General features: G+C 35.7%; 1 protein-coding gene. It reads right to left on the bottom strand.

Translation table 11 applies throughout. The features are described from left to right. Positions 1-608: TrbL/VirB6 family protein (locus V5N68_RS06110; protein WP_332066287.1), on the bottom strand; the 608-nt coding region annotated here is incomplete at its 3' end. Between the last annotated feature and the right edge of the window lie 209 nt (positions 609-817).

Here is an 817-nt window from a genome sequence, read left to right as displayed (position 1 = left end):
AATTGTGTTGCCCATCGTTCAAAAAAGCGGTGTGTTGTTTGCCAAAGCAAAGCAACAATAAAGAAAGGTCCAAGTGCAAATAGAAATGCAAGGGAAATTTTTGCCAACAGAATAAATGCACCACCAATTGCCACTACGCTGCTTGTAGCGATTAAAATAAGGACGCCAAAGAGCCCATAAAGAAAGCCATCAGAATTCAAGAAAGCAGATTCCTCAAAGGCTTCGCTTGCTCGTTGAAATCCTGCTACTGCTGCTTTGTTAAGCGGTTCATAAAACTTTTCATTTCTAACTGAATTTTTTGTCAATACATTTGATAGTTCGCTGGGTATGTCCTGGATAAAATTGTTAATTTCTCCTTGAGATAATCCTATAGAGAATGCAATTGAAATAATAACACTCACTCGTAAACAACGGCTTATGAATTCTGTAAACGGCAGCTCTACTACACCACGCATAATGAGCCATCCATATATGATGAAAGAAATGGCCAGAACAACTGATATGATGGGAGCAATTGTAGCGATCGCATTTGATGAAATGTTCGTGATATATTGATTTGTTATATCATCAATCTTATCGAAGAGTTGCGTAAACATTTGTAAGGCCATAGCATTCCTCTTTAACGAATTTCCATCTTTTTTGCATATAAGATGTTTTATTTTACTTACACTTATGTGATTTGATACTTGTTACTTAAGACTATTTGAAGCAGGTTGTACTTCTTACTACTATCCCTTCAAGATTGTCGGGATAGTTCATTTTACCTCTTAGTTTTTTATTTATTCACTTTAAAACCGTAAATATGGGCAGTATTGGT

It is taken from the genome of Bartonella eidoli, assembly GCF_036576145.1.
Taxonomy (GTDB): Bacteria; Pseudomonadota; Alphaproteobacteria; order Rhizobiales; family Rhizobiaceae; genus Bartonella.
This window is presented reverse-complemented; position numbering and strand designations above follow the sequence as displayed.